Source organism: Streptomyces sp. DH37, from assembly GCF_029813835.1.
GTDB lineage: Bacteria > Actinomycetota > Actinomycetes > Streptomycetales > Streptomycetaceae > Streptomyces.
On sequence record NZ_JARVKV010000066.1, the window covers coordinates 1 to 22,167 of the forward strand.

The window sequence follows — 22,167 nt, forward strand, 5'->3', positions numbered from 1 at the left end:
GGAGACGGCGGCGCGGGCGTTCACGGGAAACCTTCACAGGAAGGATCGTTCCTACCTCTACCCGCGGGCGGGTCCGCCGGGAATACTGCCGGGCCATGACGCTCACGGACGAACGCATCACCGCCGAGCGGCTCGAGGAGCTGCTCTCCGACGACTCCATCGGCATGGCCCATCGCGTCCTGTGGCTGCTGCTGTGGGAGGGGGAGCTGCGGGTGCTGGACCTGCTCTCCCTGGAGATCGGGGACGTGGACCTGGAGGAGAAGCGGGTGACGGGCGTCTGCGGCCGCGCGGTGCCGGAGGGCGGGGGAGGCATCAGCGAGCGGGCGGCCGGGCTGCTGCGCCGGCTGATCGGCGACCGGAAGGACGGCCCGCTGCTCGCCGTGGGGAACCGGGCGCTCGGTTGGGAGCAGGTGATGCTGGCCGCGGGCGAGCAGGGCCACGCCGTCCACGAGTTCCGCGCGGGCGGCAGGCTCCACCGCCGGGAGGAGCCGGCGCCGGACTCCGAGTGAGACGGCCGCGGACGCCGCACCGGGCGGCGTGGCGGGCGGCGCGGCGGATGAGCCGGTGAGCGGCGCCCTGCGTAACGGGTGGTGTCGTGCGTCTCCCACCCCGGAGGGTCGTCGATGCGTCTCACGGGGCGCGCCGCGGTCCGGGCCGCCGCGCTGATCGGCGCGTTCGCGCTCGCCCCCGGCGGCCCGGAACGGCCCGCCGCGCGGGCGGAGTGCGAGCCCGAGCGGCGATGACGTTGCCGGAGTTGAACCCGCCGTTCTCGTTACGGCAGCAGTCGGTGGTGAAGGTGCCGCGGGAGGCACGGCGCCGGGGGCGGGGTCCGGAGAAGTTCGGCTCGACGGTGCGGATGCCGACGAAGTCCTCGGGGAGGGGCCGTTGCCGCCCTGATCCGGCCCCTGGTCCGAGCCGCCCCCGTCCCCGTCCGCCGTCCCGCACCGCACCGCACAGGGCGCCGGCCCCTCCAGCCCGGTGGGACGCCCGGCGACACGGCCGATCGCGATCGCGATCCGCTCGATCGTCGCGCGCCGCCCGGCCTCCAGCGGCCCGAGGATCGCGTCGCGGGCGAAGCCCGGGTCGCTCGCCGCCCGCTCCCTGTTCCCGGCCGGGCGCTGGTACGCCTCGACGGCCTGGGTGTCCAGGAACGCCAGATTGCGGTCCGCCTCCCCGCGCGCCCGGTCCGGCACCGCGGAGAGCTCGTTCGCCGCCTCCGGGCAGTCGATGGTCGAGACGCCCCGCGCCTGACCGCCTGACCGCCGGCCTGATGCCGCGAGCCCCCGTCCCCCTCCGAAGCGCCGGCGCCGGCGTAGACGTTGGCGACGACCGGCCCGCCCCCGCCCAGCAGGAGGGCCGTGTCGTCGCGGCGACCGCTCTGCCGGCCGCGGGAGGACGTCTGTGGGCTTTCTGTTCCAGGGGACTCCTCGACACTTCTCAGTACTCCGCAGCACTCCTCTGCGTCGCTCCGGGAAACGGGCTTCCCGGACGGTGAGGGGGCCCTCGTGCGTACGGAGGGGTCCACGAGGCCGTTCAGCGGTGCGCGGATCATGCCGAACTCCGGGCCGCCCGCCGCCGGAACGAGTGGCCCGGAGCCCCGGGAGCTGCGGAAACCCCGGAGAAAGGGTGTGAGGACGGCCCCCGGGGAAACCCGTACCCCGTGTCAGTACGCAAGCGATACACCGTGGCGGCGTCGGGACAGTGGACCGACGAGGAGGACAACGTCCGGCTGCCCGCGGGTGAGGTGCACGCGTGGGAGCAGGGCATGAACCAGACCGTGTGCGGGCTGTCCCTCAGCCGCTCGCGGCTCGGCCGCTTCCCGCACGTGACGTGGACCGACGTCATCCCCGAGTCGGGCGGTGCGGCCGACCGCGTCCAGCGCCTGTGCCCGCGGTGCGCCTCGGTCGCGGGGCGGAGAGGGGCCGACGCGCGTCCCCGGTGGCGGCGTACGAACCCCAGGCCCTGACGCGAGCGCGAGGCGCGAGGGCCTTTCCGGACCGGTGACGAGGAGGAGCCGAATGAGTGGTGCCATGGACCAGGCCGCCGAGGCGGTGGGCCGGGTCACCGGCGCGGACGAGTACTCCGAGGAGGGGGAGGTCTCCCTGCGCGGACTCGCCACGCTGGCGAGCGTCTACGCGACCGGCGTCGGGCTGTTCGCCTGGCGCATGAGGGCGTCGGGCCGGCAGCTGCCCGAGCGGATACCGCCGCTGGACCTGCTCCTGATGGGAGTCGCCACCTACCGCAGCTCCCGGCTGCTCACCAAGGACAAGGTCACCAGTTTCCTGCGCGCCCCCTTCACCAGGCGCTCCGGCAGCCTCCTGGGCGCCGAGGTCATGGACGTGCCCCGCGGACACGGGCTGCACCGGTCGGTGGGCGAGCTGCTGGCCTGCCCCTTCTGCGTGGCGATGTGGGTCGCCAGCGGCCTGACGATGGGCTACGCCACGGCTCCGCGCGCCACCCGGCTGGTCACCTCGTGCCTGAGCAGCGTGGCCGTCTCCGACTGGCTGCAGTACGCCTGGAGCCTGACGCAGCAGAAGGCCGAGGGCTGAGGGACGGTGGGGCGGCCGCCGCGGCCGGCCCCGGACGCGGCCCCGGCGGCCCGTCCGGAGCTGGCCGTGCTGGTGGGCCTCCAGGGCTCGGGGAAGTCGACCTTCCGCGCCCGGCACTTCCCCGCCGAGTACGCCGTGGTCAGCAAGGACCTCTTCCCGCGCTCCGCCCGGCACAAGCAGCGGCGGCAGATGCGGCTGGTGGAGGAGGCGCTGGAGCGGGGGCGGCCGGTGGTCGTGGACAACACCAACCCCTCGCCGCTGGAGTGGGCGCCCCTGATCGCCGCCGGACGCGCGTACGGGGCGCGGGTGGTGGCGTACTGGTTCCCGCCGGACGTGCCGAACGCCCTGGCGCGCAACGCCGCGCGCCGGGGCGGGGAGCGGGTGCCCGAGGTGGGGTTCTTCGACACGCTCCGACGGCTGCGCGAACCCCGCCGGTCGGACGGTTTCGACGCGGTGCGTGAGGTGCGGATCGACGGCCGCGGCGGGTTCGACGTACGGCCGGGCGACGGGGAGCGGGAGGAGCGGGAGGAGTGACGGCCCGTCCCGGTCCCCGTCCGGCACCCGGCCCCGGGTGCCGGACGGGGGCGGGGTCAGCCGCCGGACGGGCGCACGCCCGCGATGACGAAGCCGCTGCGCGGCCGGGCGGGGATGCGCCGCAGCGGAATTCGCAGGTCCTGCTCGGGCACCTCGTACTCCAGCAGGGACAGCCGCGTCGACAGGGCCATCAGCAGCGCGACGGTGACGTCCTCGCCCGGGCACCGGTGGTTGGTGGCGGGATCGCCGCCGCCCTGCGGGATCAGTTCGTCCCGCTCCGGCGGGCGGTCGAGGAAGCGCCGCGGGTCGAAGGAGTACGGGTCCTCCCACAGACCGGCGTCGTGGTCCTGCCCGTGGATGTCGAGCAGGACGAGCGCGCCCTCGGGGATCGGTTCGCCCTGCCACGTCAGGTCCGCGACCGCCTGGCCGCCGATGAACGGCGCGAAGGGATAGAAGCGGCGCACCTCGTGGACGAACGCCTCCGCGTACGCGCCCCCCACGCCGTGTCCGGCGCCGTCGCGCGCCTCCTCGGCCAGCCGGGTCCGGTGCTCCGGCCACCGGTGCAGCGCGTGCGCCGCGAAGGCGACGAACCAGCAGACCGCCACGGTGGGGCGCAGCACGTTGAGGATCTCCACCGCTGCCGTCCGCGCGTCCAGCCGCTCGCCGTCGGCGTCGCGGTGCCGCGCCACCACCTCGACCACCGAGCCCTCCGGCGCGCTCGCCGAGCCGTCGCGCACCTCCTCCACCAGGGAGGCCAGCCACGCCTCGCGGCGCCCGCGCGCCAGCCGGGCGCGCCAGTGGCGCGGGCCCAGGGTGGCGAAGCCGTCGACCATGGCCACCAGATCGCGGGCGACGGACTCCGCCTCGGACTCCTCCAGCGGAACCCCGGCCCACCGGCAGACCGCTCGGGTGATCACCCGGCTCGCCTCGTCGAACAGCACCACCCGCGGGCGGTCCGCCCACCGCGGCACCGCCTCGTCCCACGCCGTGGCGGTGTGGCGGACCAGGCCGGCGACGTTCTCGGGGGACTTCAGCAGGGACAGGAACATCGCCTTCCGCACGCGGTGCGCCTCGGCGTCGAGGGTGTGCACCGCCCCGTGCCCGAACAGCGTGCTCTTCACCGGCCCCGGAAGGGCGCGGTGGCGGCGCACGTGGCGCTCGTCGTAGAGGAACCGCACCGCCTCCGGGCCCCGCAGGGCGACCGTGTGCTTCCCCAGCAGCCGGGCGCGGACCAGGGGGCCCGGGGCGCGGCGCATCCGGTCGGGCAGCCAGGCATAGCCCTGGGAGAACAGGGACAGGGTGCTGTCGATGAGGGGGCGGGGCAGACTCATGCGGCCCGCGTGCCCCGGCCGTTCCGGACGGAAACACCGGCATCACCGCTTACAGGTGCCTACGGGCCCCTTCCGGGTGCTTCCGGACCTCCCCGGAGGAACGGACCGCCGCTACCGGCGGCCGGTGCCCTCCCCGCCGGTCTCACCGGTCTCCCCGGTGGCGCCCTCCTCGCCGGGGGTGCCGTCCCGGTCGGCGATCCCGGCCGGGTCCTCGCCCACGACCGACCTGCCCGGCCGGGTGTGCGCGGGACCGGCGGGCTGCCCGCCGCCGGTGGTGCCGTAGCTGCCCGAGAGGCCCGGCGGCATGTCCGCGTCGGCCTCCTCCCTGCTGATGTGGCGCCTGGCCCGCACGTTGGCCCGGCGCTCCCGGTAGGGGTAGTCGAACGGGCGGGCCTCGCGGCGTTCCCGCTCGGCGTCCCGGATCTCCCGGACCCTGTCGTCGTCCGGGGTCCACCTGGACGACGCGTCCCCGCCCGTGCCCGCGTACCCGCCCTTGTCCCTCTTGCCGTCCTCGTTGCTGTCCTTTTTGTCGGCCATGCGGGGTGCGTACCCATGGGCGACACGGGCATGCACCATGCCGCCGCGGGTACTCCGGCGCCGGACGGCGGGACGGACCCCGCTCATGTCCGGGACCCGAGCGAGGAGGACGGCAGATGCGCGTACGAGGTTCCGTGGTGGTCGTGACCGGGGCGTCGAGCGGTATCGGGCGCGCCACCGCCGAGGCGTTCGCCCGCAAGGGATGCGCGGTGGTGCTGGCAGCGCGCCGGGAGGAGGCGCTGGAGGAGGTCGCGGACCGGTGCGAGCGGCACCGCGGCGCACAGGCCCTGGTGGTGCCGACCGACGTCACCGACCTCCCGGCCGTCCAGGAGCTCGCCGGGCGCGCGGTGGAGCGCTTCGGGCGCATCGACGCCTGGGTCAACGACGCGGCCGTCACCGTCTTCGCCCCCTTCCAGGAGGTCCCGATGGAGGACTTCCGCAGGGTGCTGGACGTCAACGTCATGGGGTACGTCCACGGCGCCCGGGCGGCCCTGGACGTGATGCGCGAGCAGGGATGGGGGACGCTGGTCAACGTCTCGTCCGTCGTCGGGGCCCTTCCCCAGCCCTACACCCACGCCTACGGCATGTCGAAGGCCGCGATCCGCGCGCTGGGCGCCAGCCTGCGCCAGGAGCTGTGGCTGGAGGGGGAGCGGCACATCAGGGTGTGCACCGTGCTGCCGGCCACCGTCGACACCCCGCTGTTCGACCACGCGGCCAACTACACCGGACGCCGGCCGGTGGCCATGCCGCCGGTCTACAGCCCCGAGCGCGTCGCCCGCGCCGTCGTCGGACTGGTCCGCGCCCCGCGCCGGGAGGCCGTGGTCGGTCCGATGGGCCGGGAGATGCTCATGGAGGCGAGGACGATGCCGGGCGCGGCGGAGAAGCTGATGGCCCTCCAGGTCGACCGGACCCACCTCTCGCGCCGGGAGCCGGGCCCGGCCACCGACGGCAACCTGCACGCCCCCGCCCCCGGCGAGGGCTCGGTGCACGGCGGCTGGCACGGGCGGCGGCGCACCGCCGTGCGCCGGCTGGCCACCGCGGCGCTGCTGACCGGCACGGTCATGGGCGTCGGACGGCGGCTGCGCGCCCGCTGAGCGCACCCGCCGGACCACTCGGAGCGCGGGACGGAAGGCACAGGGAGCCGGAGGGAGCGGAAGTGGCCGGGACCGAGGGAACGCCGGGGCCGGAGCGCGCCCGCCCCCACCCGGAGGTGGAGGAGGACGCGCGGCACGGCCGGCTCACCGCCAGGCCGTCCGCCACCGCCGTCGCCGGAGCGGGTGGGGAGCCGGGCACGTACCGCCTGGAGGGGCGGGCGCTGCTGCGCGTGCCGCCGCCCGCGTCGGACGGCACGGCCGTGGGGCCGTACTGGCTGGTGGTGGTGCTGCACGGCGCCGGGGGGACGGCGGAGCAGGCGCTGACCTGGCTGCTCCCCCAGGCCGGCTCCGACCGGCTGCTGCTGCTCGCGCCCCAGGCGGGCGAGGCCACCTGGGACGTCGTCCGCGGCGGCTACGGCCCGGACACGGCCCGGCTGGACGCCGCGCTGCACGACGTCTTCCGGCGCTTCCCGGTGGACCCGGCGGGGGTGGCGGTGGCGGGCTTCTCCGACGGCGCCTCCTACGCGCTCTCGCTGGGGCTGGCCAACGGGGACCTGTTCGGCGCGGTGCTGGCCTTCTCGCCGGGGTTCATGGCGCCGATGGTCCGCCACGGGCACCCCCGGGTCTTCGTCTCCCACGGCCGGGCCGACCCCGTCCTGCCGGTCGGCGCGTGCAGCCGCCGCCTCGTCCCCGAACTGGCGCAGACCGGCTACGCGGTCACCTACCGGGAGTTCGGCGGCGGCCACGAGGTGCCGCCGGAACTGGCCACGGAGGCGCTGCGCTGGTGGGTGGACGGCCCGCCGGCGGCCTGACCGGGGCCGTCCGCCCGCCGGACCGGTGCCCGGCGCCGGGGCGGGACGCACGTGCGAGGGCGCGTGGCCGCCCTGAGGACCGTTCCGGGGAAGGGCGTCACGGAAGAAGACCGTCCCGGAGAAGGGGAACCGGTCGCGCGGCCGTGGGCGGCGGGTGCGAGCATGGCGGAAGCACCGCCGCCGTACCGCACCCGGAGGTGACCGATGGCGTCCCGCTCGCTCGCGGTGTTCGACCTGGACGGAACGCTCGCCGACGTCCGCCACCGCCTGCACTTCCTCGACGGCCGCCCCCGCGACTGGGACTCCTTCTTCGCCGCCGCGCCCGACGACCCGCCGCTGGCCGACGGCGTCGAACTGGCGCTGGCCAGCGCCGGGGAGCACGAGATCGCGTATGTGACCGGACGCCCGGAGCGGTGCCGCCGCGACACCCTCCGGTGGCTGGCCCGGCACGGCCTGCCGGACGGACGGCTGCTGATGCGTGGCGGACGGGACCGCCGTCCCGCCCGCGTCGCCAAGCCGGAACTGCTGCGGCGGCTGGCGGCGGACCGCACCGTCGCCCTGGTGGTCGACGACGACCACCAGGTCTGCGACGCCTACGAGGCGGCCGGTTTCACGGTGGTGCGGGCCGGGTGGATGACGGCCGAACCCGTCCTGGAGCAGGCGCAGGAGGCGGAGGGGCGCACCTGAGGCGCCCGCCCGGGGCTACGGCGGCGGCCTCCCGCGACCGTGACCGCCGGCGCCGCGGTGTCCACCGCCCGCGCGGGCGGCGCGGCCACCCGCCGGGGGGCTCGCCGCCCCCGTCGCACGGCAGCGCGCCCGCGGCGCCGAGGGCGACCACGGCGGGGGACGCGTACCGCCCGGCCGGCGCCCGGCCCGCCGCCCCTATCCGTCGCCGCGGCGGGACTTCACCACGCGCACCACGACGAAACCGACGACGGCCAGGACGATGACGGCGACCACGCCCTTCGAGTACATCGAGACGTAGCCCGACACGGTGTGCCAGTTCTCCCCGAGCGCGTAACCGGTCAGCACGAAGAGGGTGTTCCACAGCAGGCTGCCGAGCGCGGTGAGGGTCAGGAACGTCGTCGCGGGCATGCGCTCGACGCCCGCGGGGATCGAGATCAGACTGCGGAAGACCGGGACCATCCGCCCGAAGAAGACCGCCTTGGTGCCGTGCCTGGCGAACCACGCCTCGGTCCTCTCGATGTCGGAGGGCTTCAGCAGCGGGATCCTCCCCGCGACCGCCAGGGTCCGTTCCCGGCCCAGGAGCGCGCCCACCCAGTACAGGGCGAGCGCTCCGACGACCGAGCCGACGGTGGTCCACAGCAGGGCGGCGAACAGGCTGATGTCGCCGCGGCTTGCGGTGAAGCCGGCCAGCGGCAGGATCACCTCGCTCGGCAGGGGCGGGAAGAGGTTCTCCAGGGCGATGGCCAGGCCCGCTCCGGGGGCGCCGAGGGTCTCCATCAGGCCGGTGGCCCAGTTCGTCAGCCCGTCGGTCGGCTGCTGTGCGGCGGCTGCGGTTCTCATCACATGTGGCCAATGCTGTGTGGGGGGCGGACACGGACGGTGGGAGGACGGTTACCCGGCCTTCCCGGGGCGAATCGCGGGCCCGGAGCGAGGGAGGGGAGTCCGGTCGGGGACCGGAACCGGGGCGGGGCGTCCGGATATCACCGGACATGGCATATGTCACGTGCTCGTATCGCGGGCATTTCTTGACCGTGAACCGAGTTGCGGTCCAATAATTCGCTTTGTCTTACAAGCAGGACCGCGAGAGGCAGCCGTGACACAGAGCACGTCCCGGGGCGACGCCGACTGGTGGCGCGAGTCCGTCGTCTACCAGATCTACGTGCCCAGCTTCGCCGACGCCGACGGTGACGGAATGGGCGACCTGCGAGGCGTCACCGGCCGCCTCGGCCACGTCGCCGAGCTGGGCGCCGACGCCGTGTGGCTCACCCCCTTCTACCGCTCGCCCTGGGCCGACGGCGGCTACGACGTGAGCGACTACCGCGACGTCGACCCGCGCCACGGCACCCTGGACGACTTCCGCGAGCTCCTGGACCGGGCCCACGCCCTGGGCCTGAAGGTCATCGTCGACATCGTCCCCAACCACTGCTCCGACAGGCACCCCTGGTTCGCCGAGGCGCTGGCCTCCCCGCCCGGCTCGCCCGCCCGCGACCGCTTCGTCTTCATGGACGGCCGGGGCCCGGACGGCAGCGAGCCGCCCTCGGACTGGCAGTCGAAGTTCGGGGGCGGGGTGTGGACCCGGGTGCCGGACGGCCAGTGGTACATGCACATCTTCGCCGCCGAGCAGCCCGATCTGAACTGGGAGAACCCCGAGGTCGTCGCGGAGTTCGAGGGCATCCTGCGGTTCTGGCTGGACCTGGGCGTCGACGGCTTCCGCATCGACGTGGCGCACGGCATGTGCAAGGACCTCACCCCGCCGCTGCGCGACACCAACGGATCGGACTCGGCCCCCCTCAACGCGCCGCCCGAGGGCCACGACCACCCCTTCTGGGACCGGGACGAGGTCCACGACATCCACCGCGCCTGGCGGAGGATCCTCGACGAGTACGCCCCGGCCCGGATCGCCGTCGCCGAGGCGGGCGTCAGCGAGGCCAGGCTGCCGCTGTACACCCGGCCCGACGAGCTCCACCAGGCATTCAACTTCCCCTACCTGCGCTGCCCCTGGGACGCCGCCGCCTTCCGCCGGGTCATCGACGCCTCCCTGGACGGCGCCCGCTCGGTCGGTTCGCTGCCCACCTGGGTGCTGTCCAACCACGACGTGGTGCGCCACCTCAGCCGCTACGCCCTGCCCGACGGCACCGACACCACCGCCTGGCTGATGGCGGACGGCCGCGAGCCGGCCGCCGACGGGGAACTCGGCCGCCGCCGTGCCCGGGCCGCCGCCCTGCTGACCCTGGCGCTGCCCGGCACCACGTACCTCTACCAGGGCGAGGAACTGGGCCTGCCGGAGGTGGCCGACCTGCCGCGCGAGGCGCTGCGCGACCCGATGTGGGAGCGGACCGGGAACGCCCGCAAGGGCCGGGACGGCTGCCGCGTACCGCTGCCCTGGGAGCGCTCGGGCCCGTCGTACGGTTTCGGCCCGGCCGGGAGCTGGCTGCCGCAGCCCGCGGGCTGGGGCGAGTACTCCGTCGAGGCCCAGACCGGCCGCGCGGACTCCTTCCTGGAGCTGTACCGGACGGCCCTGAAGATCCGCCGCTCCTTCACCGGGGACGAGAGCTTTGCCTGGCTGCCCGCGCGGGAGGGCGAACTGGCCTTCCGCAAGGGCTCCCTGGAGTGCCGGGTCAACCTCTCCGGCGCCCCGCTGCCCCTGCCGCCCTCCGCGGCCGAGCCCCTGCTGCTCAGCGACGGCGGGCGGGACGGGGACACCCCGCCGCGGACGCTGCCGCCGGACACCGCCGTCTGGCTGGAAGCCCGGCCGCGCTGACACCGGGCCACCACCGGGCCGCTGACGCCGCCGAGCGTCAGCGGCCCGGCGCGTTCCGCGTCCGTACCAGGACCTCGACGCCGTCCAGCAGGCGGTCGAGACCGAAGACGAACTCGTCGTCGGGGCCGTCCGGCCGGTCCATGACCCCCGAGGCGAGGGCCGCGGTGACCGCCGGGAAGCGCTCGGGGTCGGTCACCTTCCCCAGCAGCCGGGTGTAGGAGGCCATGGTCTCCTCCATGCTCCTGCCCGAGGCCCGGGCGGCGGCCTGGAGGTCCGCCGCCAGCGTGGCCTCGTTCCTGACGAAACCGCTGACCAGCAGGATGACCTGGATCTTCTCGCCCTCGTCCAGCCCGGTGCCGCGCAGACAGGCCAGGCCCCGTTCCATCCAGGCGACCGAGTGGGGCGTGACGGGCGGCGTGCTGATCGGGATGCGGAGCATCCACAGGTTGCGGTGGAGCACGGCCCGCTGGGAGCGGGCCCAGTGCGCGAGCGCGGCCCGCCAGCCCTCCTCCTCGGGCGAGGGGCCCTCCGGGGGCAGCCCGTAGGCGGTGTCCTCCATGAGGACCAGCAGCTCGTCCTTGGAGGAGACGTACCGGTACAGCGACATCGTGGAGACGCCGAGCGCGGCGGCGACCCGGCCCATGGAGACGGCCGCGATCCCCTCGGCGGCGGCGAGGTCGATCGCGGCGCCGACGATCCGGGCCACGCTCAGTCCCGGCCGGGGGCCCTTGCCGGGGCGTTCGCGCAGGCCCCAGGCGGTCTCCACGCCCGGGGGCAGACCGCTGCCGCTGTCCTTCGCCATCTTCCGCGCCTGCCTCCGCCGTCTCGTGGTCCCCGGTCCGGTTGACCGCCATCCTAGGGATGTGTATACCCTACGCAGTAGCGCGTATGACATACACAGAAGCGCGTACCTGATACGCGGAAGAAGAGGGGGAGGGCGGCATGGCCGACGAACCGGCGGTCGAGGCGACCGGTCTGGAGAAGTCCTACGGCCGGGTGAGGGTCCTGGCCGGAGTCGATCTGGAGGTGGCGCGCGGCAGCGTGTTCTCGCTGCTCGGACCCAACGGGGCGGGCAAGACCACCATCGTGCGCATCCTGTCCACGCTGGTGCGCCCCGACGCGGGACGGGTCCGGGTGGCGGGCTTCGACGCGGTGCGCGAACGGCGGGAGGTGCGCCGCCGCGTCAGCCTCACCGGCCAGTACGCGGCGCTGGACGGCCAGCAGACCGGTGAGGAGAACCTCCGCATGATGGGCCGGCTGTGCGGGCTGCCCCGGCGCCGGGCCCGCGAGCGCGCGGGGGAGCTGCTGGAGCGGTTCGGCCTCGAGGGCGCGGCCCGCCGCAGGGCCGGCACGTACTCCGGCGGGATGCGCCGCCGCCTGGACATCGCGGCGGGCCTGGTGGGGCGCCCCGAGGTGGTCTTCCTCGACGAGCCGACGACCGGGCTCGACCCGCGCAGCCGCCAGACGATGTGGGAGCTCGTCACCGAGCTGGCCGGCGCCGGGACGACGGTCTTCCTCACCACGCAGTACCTGGAGGAGGCCGACCGGCTCGCCGACCGCATCGCCCTCCTCGACGCGGGCCGGGTGGTCGCCGAGGGCACCGCCGCCGACCTCAAACGGCGGGTCGCGGACCGCCGCCTGGACCTCACGCTCGCCGGCGCCGGCGCGTACGGGCGGGTCGCGGGGCTGCTCGGCGAGCGCGTGGTGCACCGCGAGCCGGACCGCCTGGTCCTGGGGGTCCCCACCGACGGGAGCGCGGCGCACGTGAGGGCGCTGCTGGACGAGGCCGATCCGCACCGCGACGCGGTGACCCGCTTCGCCGTGCGCGAGGCCACCCTCGACGACGTCTTCCTGGCCCTGACCGGCCGCGCCGCCACCCGCACCGGGGAGAAGGAGTCCGCCCGTGTCTGACCTCACCGCGCCCCGCGCGGCCGCCCCCGGCGCCCCGGCCCGCGCCGCGGCCCGCCCCCTGGCCCTGGCCGCCCGCTGCGTGCGGCTGTCCGCGCGCAACACCGACGCCCTGCTCACCTCGCTGATGCTGCCGGTGATGCTGATGCTGGTGTTCGTCTACCTCTTCGGGGGGGCGATCGACACCGGCACCCGGTACGTCACCTACGTCGTCCCCGGAGTGCTGGTGCTGTGCGCGGGCTACGGGGCCGCCGCGACGGCCGTCGGCGTCAGCGGGGACATGGCCGGGGGCATCGTCGACCGCTTCCGCTCCCTGGACGTCGGCGGGGCCTCCTTCCTGGCCGGGCACGTGGCGGCCAGTGCCGTGCGCAACGCCGCCGCGACCGCCGTGGTGCTCGCCGTCGCCTTCGCCATCGGCTTCCGGCCGGACGCGGGGGCGGCCGGCTGGGTGGCCGCGACGGGGCTCCTGGCGGCCTACGTCCTGGCCCTGTCCTGGCTGTCCGCCGCGGTCGGCCTGCTCGCCAGGACCCCCGAGGCCGCGGGCGGCTTCACCTTCCTCGCGCTGTTCCTGCCCTATCCGAGCAGCGCCTTCGTCCCCGTCGAGACCATGCCGGGCTGGCTCCACGGCTTCGCCGGGAACCAGCCCGTCACCCCGCTCATCGAGTCGCTGCGCGGACTGCTGCTGGGACAGGAGGTCGGCGGCGCCCCCTGGCAGGCACTGGCCTGGTGCGCCGGGATCCTCGCCGTCTCGGTCGCCGCCTCCGGCGCGCTCTTCCGCCGCCGCACCGGCTGACCGGACGCCTCCGGCGGGCCCTCACCGGGGCCCGCCGGAGGCGGCGCGTCAGGGCGGGGCTCAGAAGTCGCCGCCGCCGAAACCGCCCCCGAAGCCCCCGCCGAAGTCGCCTCCGCCGAAACCGCCACCGAAGTCGCCTCCGCCGCCGAGGTCCCCGCCCTCGCCCCAGCCGGGCCCGTAGCCGTAGCCCCAGCCGCCCATGCTGCTGCCCAGCATGGTCCCGAAGAGCAGGCCCGGCAGCAGCATCGAGCCGTAGCCGCCGAAGTAGCCGCCCATCCACGGGCCGTACGCCGGACCCGCGTCCCAGTACGGCACCCGTCCGCCGTCCGCCGTCCGCACGGTGCGCACCGCCGGGTCCAGGCCGTCCTCGAGCCGGGCGGCGTCGGCCGCGCAGACCGGCACGTCACGGGGCGAGCCGCCCGCGGGCGCCCACTCCATGTCCCGCACCGACGGCCCGTGCCGCGGGTCGAAGAAGCACGGGGGCCGCCGCTCGGGCAGCTCGCGCCCCTCCCGCCGGGCGTCCAGCACGGCCAGGGCGAACCGGCCGTCCTCCAGCGCCTCGGTCACCGCCCGTACGTCCTCGGGGCGGCGGGCCGCCGCGGACGCGTCCTTGGCCTTCTCGTACGCGTCCAGCGCCCGCCGGTAGTCCTCGAGCATCTCCGGGGTGACGCCGGGGGCGGAGGGGGAGAAGTCCAGCCGGTCCAGGGCCTCGCCGTAGGCGGTGATGTCCTCCTCGACCGCCGACCGCACCTGTTCCAGCTCGGCCCGCTCCTCCCGCTCGCGCTGCCTGCGCGAGCGGCGCACCAGGAACGCGCCGCCGAGCGCGAACACCATCAGGACGGCCAGGAAGCCCACCAGGACGCCCCCGCCGCCTCCGCCGCCGGTGTTCCGGTCGCCGTAGCCGCCGTCGGCGCGCGCGGCCGACTGCACGTCGGTGACGAAGCCGCCGAGGATCCGGTCGGGCTCGCCGGGGTGCTCCCGCAGGTTGCGCTGCGCGAGTTCGCTCGCCGCCGAGCCGGACAGGACGTCGGCGTCCGACGCCGCGCCGAACCGCGAGCCCAGCGCGACCGCGTACACGCCGGGGCGGCCCACCTCGGAGCGCAGCCGGTCGAAGACGGCCTCGCCGCCGTAGGAGGAGTCGGCGGGCAGGACGGCGACGTAGACCGGCACGTCGCCGGCCCGGATCTGCTCGGCGAGCCGGTCGGCCTCGGCGCCGGAGAGCTTGTCGGAGGCGGCGGGGTCGACGTAGACCGGGTCCTCCCGCAGCGCGGCGGCGACCTCGCCCAGGTCGGTGGCCGCCCGGGCACTGCCCGCGGGGGTGAGGAGCGTGGTGGCGAGGGCGAGCAGGACAGCCCAGAGCAGAGCCGCCCGCCGTCCCCGGAGTATGTGAGAGATGGGGCGGTTTGTCCTCATGGTGTTCCGCTACCCAGCCGTCGCCCCCTCACCCCGGAACAGCCGGGGAAAGTGCGTCGGCGCGGGGCGGCGGGGCCCGGTGCGCGGGAATGTCCGGCAGTGGTTTACGGTTGAACCAGATGCGGGCGCCGACGGTGCGGCCCGCCCCTCCCCCGGGGCGCCGCCGTCCGGGCACCCGCCCCCAAGCCGGCCCCGGTCGAGTTCTCCCCCGTCTCGGCCGGGGCCTTCCAGCCCCTCGGCCCGGTGCGCCGGGCCGGGGCGCTGTCAGAGGGCGCCCCTACCATGGAACACGTCCCCACCGCGGTGCCGCGGCGGGCGAAGGACGCCTCGCCCGGCCCCGGCCCGAACGGCGGGGCGCCCCGGGCGGGAAGGGACCCGCCGTCCGCTCCCTCTCCACCACTTCTGCACGGAGGCCGCATTGTCCTCGACGTCGTCCTCGATGTCGTCCTCGACGCCGTCCTCGGTGTCCATCGGAACCGCCCGCCACTTCCACCCCGAGGGAACGCCCGGGGACGTCTGCCGCGACCACAACCGCGCCGCGCTGGCCACCGTGGTGGCCGCCGAGGCGCGCCGCAGGGGGTACGGACCGGACCTGAGCGACCGGCAGATCGACGAGTGCGCCGCGCTCGCCGGCCGCAAGGCCCCCTCGCCGACGTCACGGGAGGCGATCCGCGCGGCCCTCAGGCCGCCGCTCACCGCCGACGACGCACCGGAGACCGTGGCGGCGGCCGTCTTCGACTCACTGCCGTCCCACCCGGTGCGGGTGATCGGGCGTGACGGCCGGGAGTTCTTCCTGGTCCCCCTCCCGGCCACCGCCTGACGCCCCCGCCGCCGTCACCCGGGCCGGGAGCGGGGCCGGGGCGCGGGCCGCCGCGGCCGGGTCACTCGGACCGGTGCCGCTCTCCCGGCTCTCTCCAGTCCAGCACCTCACGGGTCTCGCGCAGTATTCGCTCGGCCGCCTCGCGCGTCTGGGTGGGTACGTCGCCGAGCTCCTCGACCAGGCCTCCGTAGATCGGGGGGTGGTCGGTCCGGGTCGCGGTGGTCGCCATGCTGCGGGTCCTTCCTGTCGTGTCACGGGTGCCGTGAGCGACCCGTGGTACGGCCCTGTGCCGCGCCCAGATCGTTTCACGTGCCGATCGCGCGCCCGCGGCCGTGCCCGTCATCCGGTACGGCCGGTTCGGACACGGCGCGAACCAGCGGGCGGCTACCCGCGGCGGAGGCGGTCATGCCGTACGGCGGGGGAGACGTGCGCCACCCCCCGCGGCGGCGATGAGTTCCGCACGCCGCTCCGGTCTCCACGGGTACGCGCGGCCGCACGGCGCCGCGCGTCCGGTGAGTTCCGCGGGACCGCGGGACCCGCGAGAAAGAGGAGTCAGAGATGACCGACATGCTCGACCTCGAACCCCCGGCCCGGCGGATGGCCCTGGTGCTGGAGGGCGTCGGCGACGAGCGGCTCCCCGCGCCGACGCCGTGCGAGGGCGTCTCCGTCGGCGACCTGCTGCACCACGTGCTCGGCCTGAGCGTCGCCTTCCGGGACGCCGCCCGGAAGGAACTGGGGCCCACGACCCGGACCGACCCCGCCTCCTCCCGCCCCTCCGCCGCGCTGCTGCCCGCCGACTGGCGCGGCGCCGTGCCGCGCGCGCTGGACGAACTCGTCGCCGCCTGGCGGGACCCCGCGGCCTGGGAGGGCACCACCCAGGCCGGCGGCGTCACCCTGCCGGCCGCCGTCGCCGGCCACGTCGCCCTGAACGAACTCCTCATCCACGGCTGGGACATCGCCCGTGCCACCGGCCAGGCGTACGACTGCGACGAGGCGAGCCTGCGCGCGTCGATCGGGCTGCTGTCGCAGTCGACGGACGAGGCCGAGCGGGCGGGGACGTTCGGCCCCGTCGTCGAGGTCCCCGGCGACGCCCCGCTGCTGGACCGCGCCGTCGGCCTCAGCGGCCGGCGCCCCTCCTGGACCCCGGGCCCGGAGCGGACGCCGGACCCCGGCCGGGGATGACCGGACCGGCCCGGCCGCGGCGCGGTTCTGGGCTAGCATCGGTGACGGCCGGCGGGAGCCGGTGGGGAGAACACCGGACGCGGGGGAGGGACCGATGCCGTACGACGGGCCGTCAGGCCGTACGCGCGCTCCCCGTTTCCGGCGGCGGGCCGCCTCCCTCGGAGCGCTCGCCCTCCCGGTCCCTCCGGCGCTGACGGCGCTGCTGGTGCTTCTGACGGGTCTCCCGTCCGTCCACGGCGGTCTCGCGGAGGCCGCCGTGGCCCTCGCCGCGACCGCCGCCGCGGGCACCGCCCTCGCCGTCGCCGCCCTCCTCGCCGCGTGCCGGGCGCTGCCCGCGCCGCCCGCACGCGTCCGCACCGCCCTGCGCGACCGGGAGCGCCGTACCGCCTTCCTGCCGCAGCGCGACCCGGACGCCTCGGGCCGCCCGCGGCCCCGGGCGCCCGGCCGCCCCCTCCCGACGGCCGGGTAGGCGCGGAAGAACCCCGTACGGAACCCCTTCGACCGGGGCCGCGCCCGCGCGGCTCGTCACGCCGACATCTCATGCGTCCGGCACGACGAGACCCCGGGAGGGCTCACCCATGTCCACTGTCGTCCATCTCTTCGCGCTGCTCACCGGCGCGCTCGAACCGCTCCTCGCAGGCTCCGCGACCGCCGTCGCGATCGTGGTGGCCACCGTGTGCGTACGCGCCCTGCTCCACCCCCTGGCCCGGGCCGGAGCACGGGCGGAGAAGGCCAGGGCCCGGCTCGCCCCGCGCACGGCCGAGCTGAGGAGGAGGTACGCCGAGGACCCCGAGCGGCTCCGGCGCGCCCTGCTGGAGCTGCACGCCGGGGAGGGGGTCTCGCCGGCGGCGGGCTGTCTGCCGATGCTGGCCCAGCTGCCCGTCTTCTTCGTGATGTACCGGCTGTTCACGGCCGAGCGGGTGGGCGGCGAACCCAACGAACTGCTGGAGGACCGGCTGGGAGCCGCCCCGCTGGGCGGCGTCTACGCCGACGCGCTCGGCGCCGGCGGGCCGTTCGGCGCGCAGGGGCTGGTGTACCTCGCCCTCTTCGCGGTGATCGCCGCCGTGGCGGCCTGGACGTACCGGCGGGCGCGCGCGGCGGCGGCCCGGATGGAGGTGCCGGGGGCGCCGGGCCTGGCGGGGGTGCTGCCGCTGCTGTCCTTCGGCACCCTGGTGACCGCCGCGTTCGTACCGCTGGCCGCCGGGCTCTACCTGGCCACGACCACGGCGTGGACGGCGGTGGAGCGGGCGCTGCTGCACCGCGACCGCGACCGCGACGACAGGGCCGGGAACGCCGGGTGAGCCGACCCGCGGTGTTCTCCCGGACGCACCGCGTGCGTCCCCGGCACGTGTCCGGCCAGGTGGCGCGGGCGCGTGCCGGGGACTCTCCCGTGGGGGGACGGGGGGCGCGGAGGGTCAGCGGCCGACGCGGGAACCGCCGGCGGCCGCGTCGCGCGGGGCCGTGAAGGCGGTGGGGGCGGCGGCCGGGGCCGATGACCGTGCGCGGCGGGGGCGAGGCGTGGGGGGCATGTGACTCTCCTCGGGGAAGCGCCGCCGCGGAGTGGGGTCCGCTGCGGCACGGGCGGTACGCCTGTCCACGGAGGGTGGCGACTGCGGCGGGCCGGTGGCGCCCGTCCGCTGTACGACCGAGTGCTTATGGGAGCGCTCCCACCGCATTACTGTAGCGCCGGTGCGGCGCTCTGGGAACCCCCTGTCACCGGTCCGTCGCGCACCGTCCGCTCGCGGGGTCGCAGAGCGGGTCCCGCAGGCGGTGCGGTCGCCCCGGGCGGCCGGTGCGTACCCCCTCGCGGACGTGCGGCGCGCCGCGCGGTACGAGCCGTCCGCGGCCGTCTGTGTCCATGTGTGCCCGCGCGTGTACATCTGTGTCCGTGCGTGTCGCGGCTCACCGTGAGGACGACCGACGACAGGCCGCAGCAGCTCCCGTCCGCACGCCCCGCCGGGCGGGAGGGCCGGGCTCCGTGTGGTGCTCGATCTGGACCGGGAGGACGTCGCGGCGCCCGGACGGGAGGCGGAAACGGGATCCCCGGGGACCGCGCCGGCGGCGGCCGGGAAGCGCTCCCCGCAGGTCCGGCGAACCCCGGAGCGCATCACCCCGGCGGCGTCGGGGCCGACGCCCGGGCAGGCCACAGGGGCCACCGGCTGATCCGTTCCATACCCCCGGTGCCTTCCGTACGCGGTCCAGGACGCCACGTCCCCACCCGCTCGCCCGGGGCCCGTTGCCGGACCGGCCCGCGCGATGCCGCGGCGGCCCGCCGAGCAGCCGCGTGACGCCTCCTCCGCCGCGGCCGGCCTCCCGGCCGCCGTACCGCTGCACGCCGACCCCCGGCTGCCGGGCGGAAGGGCCGGGCGCGTCCGGGCCGGGACGTACCCCGGCGTGGCGGCGGCCCCGCCGGGAGCCCGCGCGCAGCGGCCCGCACCCGTACCGGTGTCCGGCCGGGCGGCGTCACGCCGTGCCGGTCAGCCCCTCGCGCTGGAGGATGCCGCGCGCCCGGTCGGCGTGTCCGCCGCGCACGATGACGTCGTAGCGGGCGGCGGCCAGGGACCGGGTGGAGGAGAAGTCGCGGCGCCCCCCGGTCGCCGCGTGGCCGACGAACCCGAAGACGGCACCCCACAGCGCGCCGATGAGGAGGCCGCCGAGGATCAGACCGAACCAGGTCGCGCCGGTGGTGAACAGCCCCACCAGCAGGCCGATGAACAGGCCGAACCAGGCGCCGCTGGCGGCTCCCATGCCGGCCGCCCGGCCCTTGGTCATCCGCCCGGTGACGTGCTCGACCAGGCGCAGGTCGGAACCGACGATGTCGATGTGCTCCACGGGGAACCGCTCGTCGGAGAGGCGGTCCACGGCGGTCTGGGCCTCCTCGTAGGAGGAGTAGCTGGCCACCGTGTTCCACGCGTCGCTCACCGGGTTCGTGGCGTTCGGCTCGATGTCGGCCATCTCGTGCTCTCCCTGTCGGACGTCCGTACGGCCCGCGTTCCCGGCGGATGCCGCTTTATGGCCGCGCGAAGGCGCGGACCCCGCCGGGGGCGTCAGGCGGTGAGCACGACGCCGACGTAGGAGACCCCGGCGACCACCGCCCACGAGCAGGCCCCGAGCACGGCCAGCCGTGCGCCGGTCCGGGTGAGGGAGGGCAGGTGGACGGCGCTGCCCAGGCCGACGAGCGCGGCGGCGAGGACGAACTCCCTGACCGTCGCGCCGGCCTCCAGGGCGCCGGCCGGGACCGCGCCGGTGGTGCGCACCGCCACCGCCGCCAGGAACCCGGCCACGAAGAGCGGAACCAGGGGCGGACGCCCGGCACGCGGCTCCCCGCCCCGGCCGCGCCGTGCCGCCGAGACGGCCACCGCGGCGACCAGCGGCGCCAGCAGCAGCACCCGCATCAGCTTCACCAGCACCGCCTCGCCCAGCGCCGCCGGGCCCGCGGTCTGCGCGGCCGCCACCACCTGGCCCACGTCGTGCACCCCGGCTCCGACCCAGCGTCCGAACTGCGCGTCGTCCAGGCCGAGGGGCTGGTGCAGCAGCGGCAGGACGACGACGGCCAGCGTGCCGCACAGGGTCACCAGCGCCACGGAGGCGGCCGCGTCCCGCTCGTCGCTGCGGCGCGCCTCGCCGACCGCGCCGATCGCGGAGGCGCCGCAGATCGAGTAACCGGTGGCGACCAGCAGCGGCTGGTCGCCGCGCAGCCCGAGCCGGCGGCCCAGCCACAGGGTGCCCCAGAAGGTCGCGGACACCACCGCCAGCACCATGGCGACGGTCGCCCAGCCCAGTCCCAGCACGTCGCCCAGGCTCAGCTCCAGCCCCAGCAGCACCACGCCGGCCCGCATCAGCCGCTTCCCGGCCAGGGAGAGCCCCGGGCGGCCGGGGCCGGAGGCGAACCGCCCCGCCCCCGGAAGGTGCGCGGCGACGACGCCCAGCACGACCGCCGCGGTCAGCATCGGCACGCCCGGCGCCAGCCGGTGCACCGCCCAGGCCAGCGCGGTGCCGCCCGCGGCGAGGGCGAGGCCGGGCAGCGGGCCGGACACCGGCCGCTCGGCGGGACCACCGGGGGCGCGGACCCCGGCGTGCCGCCCCGGGCGTTCCCCGAGCAGCGCCATCAGCGGTCGGCGGGAAGGTCGTAGACCCGGCGGACGCTGCTGCCCAGCCGGGAGACGTCGGCCCCGTAGACGTGGATGGACACGGCCTTGTCCGAGCAGCCGTTCCAGACCCGGTGGATGTCGCCGGGCGGTGCGAAGCCGCACACCGATCCCCGCGGGTTCACCACGTCCTCGGTGGCGACCAGCCGCGCCCGGGCGCCGGGGGAGGCGGCCGGCAGCAGCCGGTAGCGGCGCTCGTGCTCCTCGCCCTCGTGGACGCCGGTGACGCACCAGGAGACGTGGTCGTGCACGGAGGTGCGCTGGCCCGGCAGCCAGACGAGGGCCACCACCGAGAAGCTGCCGTCGGACTCGGCGTGCAGCAGGTGCTGGCGGTAGCGCCCGGGATCGCCCTCGCACTGCCCGGGGGTGAGCAGGTCGGCGGCGCCGAGGTGGGGCGCCAGCCTCTCGCCGACCAGACGCGCGGTCGGGTCCGGCGGCAGGCCCCGACCCACGGCCTCGCGGACGTCCCCGACGAGGGCGGCGAGGCGGTCGGTCGTCCGCGGGCCCCCGGTACGGGCGGCCGGACGGGCGGCGGTGTGCGCGGTGGAGGAGAGGGAAGCGGCCATGCCCGCAGCGTCGCGCCCACCGCCCATCACGTCCAACGAGGGTTTCTTCGCCACTTCCCAAGCTGTGCTTATGGATGCCGTGAGGGCGGGGCGTACGACGGACGCTCTCAGCAGCCGACCCGGTTGCCCGCCACCGCCTTCAGCTCCTCCAGCACCAGCGCGGTGGCCGGTATCCGCAGGTGCTCGCGCAGGACGTACGCCGAGACCTGCCGCCGGGCCGCCGGGTCCAGGGCGCGCCCGGTGACCTTCCGGTGCACCAGGAAGGACAGCACCAGCCCCGGCATCATGGCGATGCCCAGCCCCTCGGCGACCAGGCTCTGCACCACGAGGTTGTCGTCGGTGGTGAAGACGATGTCGGGGGCGAAGCCCAGCTCGGCGCACTCGTGCAGGAAGTTCGTGCGGCAGCGCAGGCACCCGGCGATCCAGCGCTCCTCCGCCAGTTCCGCGAGCCTGACCGCCCGCCGCCGCGCCATCGGGTGCCCGGCGGGCAGCAGCACGGTGAGCTGGTCCTCCAGCAGAGGGATCTCCACCAGTTCCTCGGGCACCTGCTCGCGCAGGCCGGGGTAGGTGAAGGCGAGGGTGATGTCGCACTCGCCGCGCACCACGCGGTCCAGCGACTCCGGCGGCTCGCTCTCCTGCAGTTCGACCCGTACACCGGGGTGGTCGGCCGCCAGCCGAGCCAGCGCCTCCGGCACCAGCGTGGCCCCGGCGCTGGGGAACGCGCACACCCGCACCCGTCCCGCGCGCAGCCTGGTGAGCGCCGTCATCTGCCGCTGGGCGGCGTCCATGCTGTCCAGGATCACGCCGGCGTGCCGGGACAGCGCCTCGCCCGCCTCGGTGAGCCGCATCCGCCGTCCGACCCGCAGGAACAGGGGGGTGCCCACGGCCCGCTCCAGCGCCTTCATCTGCTGGGTGATCGCGGGCTGCGTGTACCCCAGGGACCGGGCCGCCGCCGAGTACGAACCGGCCCGGACCACCTCGTGGAAGGTTCTGATGTGCCGCGAATCGAACATGCCGGAACGATAAACGGAA

General features: G+C 76.0%; 25 protein-coding genes. 15 read left to right on the top strand and 10 right to left on the bottom strand.

Features of this window, described 5'->3' with window-relative positions:
• Positions 1-95: 95 nt before the first annotated feature.
• The 5 genes from QC029_RS25095 (at position 96) to QC029_RS25115 (ending at position 3,083) form a co-directional block, all read left to right on the top strand.
• On the top strand, positions 96-509 hold the full coding sequence (locus tag QC029_RS25095; RefSeq protein ID WP_279558065.1) for a hypothetical protein: 414 nt from the start codon (positions 96-98) through the stop codon (positions 507-509).
• A gap of 469 nt (positions 510-978) precedes the next feature.
• A complete protein-coding gene (locus tag QC029_RS25100) occupies positions 979-1,251 on the top strand; it encodes a hypothetical protein (protein WP_279558066.1) in 273 nt (90 codons plus the stop codon).
• 409 nt (positions 1,252-1,660) lie between these two features.
• Complete coding sequence (locus tag QC029_RS25105) at positions 1,661-1,966, top strand: hypothetical protein (protein ID WP_279558067.1); 306 nt, start codon at positions 1,661-1,663, stop codon at positions 1,964-1,966.
• Positions 1,967-2,018: 52 nt separating this feature from the next.
• Positions 2,019-2,549, top strand: a complete 531-nt coding sequence (locus tag QC029_RS25110; RefSeq protein ID WP_279558068.1) for a DUF1360 domain-containing protein — start codon at positions 2,019-2,021, stop codon at positions 2,547-2,549.
• A 66-nt stretch (positions 2,550-2,615) separates the two neighbouring features.
• A complete protein-coding gene (locus QC029_RS25115; protein WP_279558069.1) occupies positions 2,616-3,083 on the top strand; it encodes an ATP-binding protein in 468 nt (155 codons plus the stop codon).
• Positions 3,084-3,139: 56 nt separating this feature from the next.
• Here the strand turns inward: QC029_RS25115 and QC029_RS25120 are convergent, their stop codons facing one another.
• Positions 3,140-4,414, bottom strand: a complete 1,275-nt coding sequence (locus tag QC029_RS25120; protein WP_279558070.1) for a cytochrome P450 — start codon at positions 4,412-4,414, stop codon at positions 3,140-3,142.
• A gap of 111 nt (positions 4,415-4,525) precedes the next feature.
• Complete coding sequence (locus QC029_RS25125; RefSeq protein WP_279558071.1) at positions 4,526-4,951, bottom strand: hypothetical protein; 426 nt, start codon at positions 4,949-4,951, stop codon at positions 4,526-4,528.
• A 116-nt stretch (positions 4,952-5,067) separates the two neighbouring features.
• On the opposite strand from QC029_RS25125, the gene QC029_RS25130 reads away from it, so the two are divergent.
• From QC029_RS25130 to QC029_RS25140, 3 genes are all read left to right on the top strand, one after another.
• A complete protein-coding gene (locus tag QC029_RS25130; protein WP_279558072.1) occupies positions 5,068-6,045 on the top strand; it encodes an SDR family oxidoreductase in 978 nt (325 codons plus the stop codon).
• A 62-nt stretch (positions 6,046-6,107) separates the two neighbouring features.
• On the top strand, positions 6,108-6,857 hold the full coding sequence (locus QC029_RS25135; protein ID WP_279558073.1) for an alpha/beta hydrolase: 750 nt from the start codon (positions 6,108-6,110) through the stop codon (positions 6,855-6,857).
• 204 nt (positions 6,858-7,061) lie between these two features.
• The gene (locus QC029_RS25140; RefSeq protein WP_279558074.1) at positions 7,062-7,544 is read left to right on the top strand and encodes a hypothetical protein; all 483 of its coding nucleotides are present in this window, start codon (positions 7,062-7,064) and stop codon (positions 7,542-7,544) included.
• Positions 7,545-7,739: 195 nt separating this feature from the next.
• Here QC029_RS25140 and QC029_RS25145 read toward each other — a convergent pair whose 3' ends face one another.
• Positions 7,740-8,384 carry a DedA family protein gene (locus QC029_RS25145; protein ID WP_279558075.1) on the bottom strand — a complete coding sequence of 215 codons (645 nt, stop codon included), beginning with the start codon at positions 8,382-8,384 and terminating at the stop codon, positions 7,740-7,742.
• A gap of 253 nt (positions 8,385-8,637) precedes the next feature.
• On the opposite strand from QC029_RS25145, the gene QC029_RS25150 reads away from it, so the two are divergent.
• Entirely contained in the window at positions 8,638-10,305 is a 1,668-nt protein-coding gene (locus QC029_RS25150; protein WP_279558076.1) for a glycoside hydrolase family 13 protein, read from the top strand.
• 37 nt (positions 10,306-10,342) lie between these two features.
• On the opposite strand, the gene QC029_RS25155 is transcribed toward QC029_RS25150, so the two are convergent.
• On the bottom strand, positions 10,343-11,107 hold the full coding sequence (locus tag QC029_RS25155; protein ID WP_279558077.1) for a TetR/AcrR family transcriptional regulator: 765 nt from the start codon (positions 11,105-11,107) through the stop codon (positions 10,343-10,345).
• Between the two features lie 140 nt (positions 11,108-11,247).
• Here QC029_RS25155 and QC029_RS25160 point away from each other — a divergent pair, with 140 nt between their 5' ends.
• Positions 11,248-12,216 carry an ATP-binding cassette domain-containing protein gene (locus QC029_RS25160; RefSeq protein WP_279558078.1) on the top strand — a complete coding sequence of 323 codons (969 nt, stop codon included), beginning with the start codon at positions 11,248-11,250 and terminating at the stop codon, positions 12,214-12,216.
• A gap of 58 nt (positions 12,217-12,274) precedes the next feature.
• A complete protein-coding gene (locus QC029_RS25165) occupies positions 12,275-13,006 on the top strand; it encodes an ABC transporter permease (protein ID WP_279558102.1) in 732 nt (243 codons plus the stop codon).
• Positions 13,007-13,066: 60 nt separating this feature from the next.
• On the opposite strand, the gene QC029_RS25170 is transcribed toward QC029_RS25165, so the two are convergent.
• Positions 13,067-14,419: a hypothetical protein gene (locus QC029_RS25170; protein WP_279558079.1), complete on the bottom strand. Its 1,353-nt coding sequence runs from the start codon at positions 14,417-14,419 to the stop codon at positions 13,067-13,069.
• Positions 14,420-14,882: 463 nt separating this feature from the next.
• Between QC029_RS25170 and QC029_RS25175 the strand changes: the two genes are divergently transcribed.
• Positions 14,883-15,239 carry a hypothetical protein gene (locus QC029_RS25175; protein ID WP_279558080.1) on the top strand — a complete coding sequence of 119 codons (357 nt, stop codon included), beginning with the start codon at positions 14,883-14,885 and terminating at the stop codon, positions 15,237-15,239.
• Positions 15,240-15,300: 61 nt separating this feature from the next.
• Here the strand turns inward: QC029_RS25175 and QC029_RS25180 are convergent, their stop codons facing one another.
• Complete coding sequence (locus tag QC029_RS25180; protein ID WP_279558081.1) at positions 15,301-15,468, bottom strand: hypothetical protein; 168 nt, start codon at positions 15,466-15,468, stop codon at positions 15,301-15,303.
• 329 nt (positions 15,469-15,797) lie between these two features.
• Here QC029_RS25180 and QC029_RS25185 point away from each other — a divergent pair, with 329 nt between their 5' ends.
• The 3 genes from QC029_RS25185 (at position 15,798) to QC029_RS25195 (ending at position 17,722) form a co-directional block, all read left to right on the top strand.
• Positions 15,798-16,421 carry a TIGR03086 family metal-binding protein gene (locus QC029_RS25185; RefSeq protein WP_279558082.1) on the top strand — a complete coding sequence of 208 codons (624 nt, stop codon included), beginning with the start codon at positions 15,798-15,800 and terminating at the stop codon, positions 16,419-16,421.
• Positions 16,422-16,515: 94 nt separating this feature from the next.
• Positions 16,516-16,890 carry a DUF6412 domain-containing protein gene (locus tag QC029_RS25190; RefSeq protein ID WP_279558083.1) on the top strand — a complete coding sequence of 125 codons (375 nt, stop codon included), beginning with the start codon at positions 16,516-16,518 and terminating at the stop codon, positions 16,888-16,890.
• Between the two features lie 109 nt (positions 16,891-16,999).
• On the top strand, positions 17,000-17,722 hold the full coding sequence (locus tag QC029_RS25195) for a YidC/Oxa1 family membrane protein insertase (RefSeq protein WP_279558084.1): 723 nt from the start codon (positions 17,000-17,002) through the stop codon (positions 17,720-17,722).
• A gap of 1,162 nt (positions 17,723-18,884) precedes the next feature.
• Here QC029_RS25195 and QC029_RS25200 read toward each other — a convergent pair.
• The 4 genes from QC029_RS25200 to QC029_RS25215 all read right to left on the bottom strand — a co-directional run bounded on the left by QC029_RS25200 (position 18,885) and on the right by QC029_RS25215 (position 22,148).
• Positions 18,885-19,376 (bottom strand): general stress protein, encoded by a 492-nt coding sequence (locus tag QC029_RS25200; RefSeq protein ID WP_279558085.1) that lies wholly within the window; start codon positions 19,374-19,376, stop codon positions 18,885-18,887.
• Between the two features lie 92 nt (positions 19,377-19,468).
• Positions 19,469-20,530: a YeiH family protein gene (locus QC029_RS25205; protein WP_279558086.1), complete on the bottom strand. Its 1,062-nt coding sequence runs from the start codon at positions 20,528-20,530 to the stop codon at positions 19,469-19,471.
• On the bottom strand, positions 20,530-21,135 hold the full coding sequence (locus QC029_RS25210) for a cysteine dioxygenase family protein (RefSeq protein WP_279558087.1): 606 nt from the start codon (positions 21,133-21,135) through the stop codon (positions 20,530-20,532). Before QC029_RS25210 ends, QC029_RS25205 begins: the two co-directional genes overlap by 1 nt.
• A gap of 107 nt (positions 21,136-21,242) precedes the next feature.
• Positions 21,243-22,148 carry a LysR family transcriptional regulator gene (locus tag QC029_RS25215; protein WP_279558088.1) on the bottom strand — a complete coding sequence of 302 codons (906 nt, stop codon included), beginning with the start codon at positions 22,146-22,148 and terminating at the stop codon, positions 21,243-21,245.
• Positions 22,149-22,167 lie beyond the last annotated feature (19 nt).

What these genes read in the sequence shown, in the direction of transcription:
- QC029_RS25095 (WP_279558065.1), top strand. Translation starts at nt 96, where the DNA reads ATGACGCTCACGGACGAACGCATCACCGCCGAGCGGCTCGAGGAGCTG.
- QC029_RS25110 (WP_279558068.1), top strand. Translation starts at nt 2,019, where the DNA reads ATGAGTGGTGCCATGGACCAGGCCGCCGAGGCGGTGGGCCGGGTCACC.
- QC029_RS25120 (WP_279558070.1), bottom strand. Translation starts at nt 4,414, where the DNA reads ATGAGTCTGCCCCGCCCCCTCATCGACAGCACCCTGTCCCTGTTCTCC.
- QC029_RS25125 (WP_279558071.1), bottom strand. Translation starts at nt 4,951, where the DNA reads ATGGCCGACAAAAAGGACAGCAACGAGGACGGCAAGAGGGACAAGGGC.
- QC029_RS25130 (WP_279558072.1), top strand. Translation starts at nt 5,068, where the DNA reads ATGCGCGTACGAGGTTCCGTGGTGGTCGTGACCGGGGCGTCGAGCGGT.
- QC029_RS25140 (WP_279558074.1), top strand. Translation starts at nt 7,062, where the DNA reads ATGGCGTCCCGCTCGCTCGCGGTGTTCGACCTGGACGGAACGCTCGCC.
- QC029_RS25145 (WP_279558075.1), bottom strand. Translation starts at nt 8,384, where the DNA reads ATGAGAACCGCAGCCGCCGCACAGCAGCCGACCGACGGGCTGACGAAC.
- QC029_RS25155 (WP_279558077.1), bottom strand. Translation starts at nt 11,107, where the DNA reads ATGGCGAAGGACAGCGGCAGCGGTCTGCCCCCGGGCGTGGAGACCGCC.
- QC029_RS25160 (WP_279558078.1), top strand. Translation starts at nt 11,248, where the DNA reads ATGGCCGACGAACCGGCGGTCGAGGCGACCGGTCTGGAGAAGTCCTAC.
- QC029_RS25170 (WP_279558079.1), bottom strand. Translation starts at nt 14,419, where the DNA reads ATGAGGACAAACCGCCCCATCTCTCACATACTCCGGGGACGGCGGGCG.
- QC029_RS25180 (WP_279558081.1), bottom strand. Translation starts at nt 15,468, where the DNA reads ATGGCGACCACCGCGACCCGGACCGACCACCCCCCGATCTACGGAGGC.
- QC029_RS25185 (WP_279558082.1), top strand. Translation starts at nt 15,798, where the DNA reads ATGACCGACATGCTCGACCTCGAACCCCCGGCCCGGCGGATGGCCCTG.
- QC029_RS25190 (WP_279558083.1), top strand. Translation starts at nt 16,516, where the DNA reads ATGCCGTACGACGGGCCGTCAGGCCGTACGCGCGCTCCCCGTTTCCGG.
- QC029_RS25195 (WP_279558084.1), top strand. Translation starts at nt 17,000, where the DNA reads ATGTCCACTGTCGTCCATCTCTTCGCGCTGCTCACCGGCGCGCTCGAA.
- QC029_RS25200 (WP_279558085.1), bottom strand. Translation starts at nt 19,376, where the DNA reads ATGGCCGACATCGAGCCGAACGCCACGAACCCGGTGAGCGACGCGTGG.
- QC029_RS25205 (WP_279558086.1), bottom strand. Translation starts at nt 20,530, where the DNA reads ATGGCGCTGCTCGGGGAACGCCCGGGGCGGCACGCCGGGGTCCGCGCC.
- QC029_RS25210 (WP_279558087.1), bottom strand. Translation starts at nt 21,135, where the DNA reads ATGGCCGCTTCCCTCTCCTCCACCGCGCACACCGCCGCCCGTCCGGCC.
- QC029_RS25215 (WP_279558088.1), bottom strand. Translation starts at nt 22,148, where the DNA reads ATGTTCGATTCGCGGCACATCAGAACCTTCCACGAGGTGGTCCGGGCC.